Source organism: Microcystis sp. T1-4 (genome assembly GCF_000297435.1).
In the GTDB taxonomy this organism is placed as follows: domain Bacteria; phylum Cyanobacteriota; class Cyanobacteriia; order Cyanobacteriales; family Microcystaceae; genus Microcystis.
Window position 1 is genome coordinate 1 of the sequence record NZ_CAIP01000077.1, and the last position, 2,451, is coordinate 2,451.

General features: G+C 44.6%; 1 protein-coding gene. It reads right to left on the reverse strand.

Annotation, left to right across the window (positions count from 1 at the left end; genetic code table 11):
• Positions 1-2,451, reverse strand: a 2,451-nt coding sequence (locus MICAI_RS04185) for a Calx-beta domain-containing protein (RefSeq protein ID WP_304412241.1), incomplete at both ends; no start/stop codon positions are given.

The window sequence follows — 2,451 nt, forward strand, 5'->3', positions numbered from 1 at the left end:
GCCAATTTGGGTGTAAAGTTTATTAGTCGCGTCTTGGACTAATTTGGTGTTACCGAAAGCTTCGATTGGGGTGACAATGGTAGCGGGGACATTAGTAATCGTCCCTGTAACTGCGTTGGTCGTACCTATTATATAACCTGTCCCGGCAGCGAGGGTTAAAGCGACGGTTTCGTTGTTTTCTACTGTGGTGTCAGGAGTGGGGTCAACCATTACAGTCGCAATCGCAGAATTGGCCTCGAAGATAACGCTGGTGGGAAGTAAAGTGTAATCGCTTCCGTTGGTTGCTGTCCCACCAATACTGTAGTTGACGGTTAAGGGATTAGTTGTATCTCCTGTACGCATGAAGATGTAGATGAGATTACTTGTCCCATCTTCGGTAACACTACTAGGAGAAACCGCAAGAGTAACACTGGGAAGGGTGACATTGGTAATTGTCCCGGTAACTGGAGTGGTGGTCCCTACTGTATAACCTGTCCCAGAAGCAAGGGTTAAAATGACAGTCTCATCACTTTCTACTATTGTGTCAGGAGTGGGGTCAACTGTGACGGTAGCAGTGGATGAACCAGCAGCGAAGGTGACTGTATTATTAGTCCCTGTACGAGTGTAGTCGGTATTAAGGGTAGCTGTCCCTCCGAGGGTGTAGTTGACGGTTAAGGAATTAGTGGTTACTCCACTACGGGTGAAGGTATAAATCAGATTTGTTGTCCCGTCTTCGGTGACGCTTGCGGGAGCAACTGCTAGGGTAATATTACTTATAACATTACCGACACCGAATAATTGAACCGAATCAATTTCTTCCCAAGTGCTATCATGATCAATATCAACGTTTATTTTTGCGCCAACAACCAGATAATTAGTTGGCTGAAAATTGACTCTAAAATTGACTGGATTTCCTGGTAAGCTAGGATCAATTCCAGACCAAATAGAGCGATAAACACCTTGATTATCTAATAAATCAATGCTTCTGACAAATCCATTTCCACAGGTTTCACGAATTTCTATACCGTCAGCATAAACTGGTGTAGAAAAACCAAGGGTGATAAATTCATCAGCTTGTGCATCTCCATCACCATTTGATGTGGATGGGGCCCATGATGTTGGAATATCTCCATAGCTAAAAGTATTGGGTTGACCTAAAGCTTGTTCTGCACTCCATGAAGATGAAGAATATTGAGAACTAAAAGCAATAACACTAGAAGCATATTGTCCAGTTGCAGAAGCGTTGGTAATTGTCCCCGTCACTGGAGTGGTGGTCCCAACTGTATAACCTGTCCCGGCAGCGAGGGTTAAAATGACGGTTTCGTTACTTTCTACTATTGTGTCAGGAGTGGGGTCAACGGTGACGGTAGCAGTGGATGAACCAGCAGCAAAGGTGACTGTATTATTAGTCCCTGTACGAGTGTAGTCGGTATTAAGGGTAGCTGTCCCTCCGAGGGTGTAATTGACGGTTAAGGAATTAGTGGTTAATCCACTACGGGTGAAGGTATAAATCAGATTTGTTGTCCCGTCTTCGGTGACGCTTGCGGGGGAAACTGCAAGGTTAATAATAGGGGGTTCATCATCATTAATTGTCCCCGTCACTGGAGTGGTGGTCCCAACTGTATAACCTGTCCCGGCAGCGAGGGTTAAAATGACGGTTTCGTTACTTTCTACTATTGTGTCAGCAGTGGGGTCAATTGTGACTTTAGCAGTGGTAGCATTAGCAGCGAAAGTCACTGTCCCAGTGGTACTGGTGAAAGTTGCTGCACCGCTTTGGGTATAATCTGTACTAAATGTCGCTGTCCCCCCGACTGTATAGTTAACCGTTAAAGCATTAGTGGTTACTACGCTACGGGTGAAGGTATAGGCCATATTAGCTGTCCCATCTTCACTAACACTACTGGGAGAAATAGCAAGAGTAACAGTTTGTGCATTGGTAAACTCACTCACATCAATAATCTTTAAACCACCATCCTCATCAGCTAGATATGCATAGTTGCCGACTATTTGTACACCCTCAGCACTGCCAGAAGTATCATAATTACCCTTGAGAGTGGGGTTTGTCGGGTTGCTGATGTCGATGATTTGTAGTCCTTTATCCCAATCAGCTACACAAGCATAGTTACCGACTATTTGTACATCCCTAGCATTGCCAGAAGTATTATAATTACCCTTGAGAGTGGGGTTTGTCGGGTTGCTGATGTCGATGATTTTCAGTCCTGAACTACCATCAGCTACATAAGCATAGTTGCCGACTATTTGTACATCCCAAGCCTCGCCAGAAGTATTATAATTACCCTTGAGAGTGGGGTTTGTCGGGTTGCTGATGTCGATGATTTGCAGTCCTGAATTCCAATCAGCGACATAAGCATAGTTACCGACTATTTGTACATCAAAAGCATTGCCAGGAGTATCATAATTACCCTTGAGAGTGGGGTTTGTCGGGTTGCTGATGTCGATGATTTGCAGTCC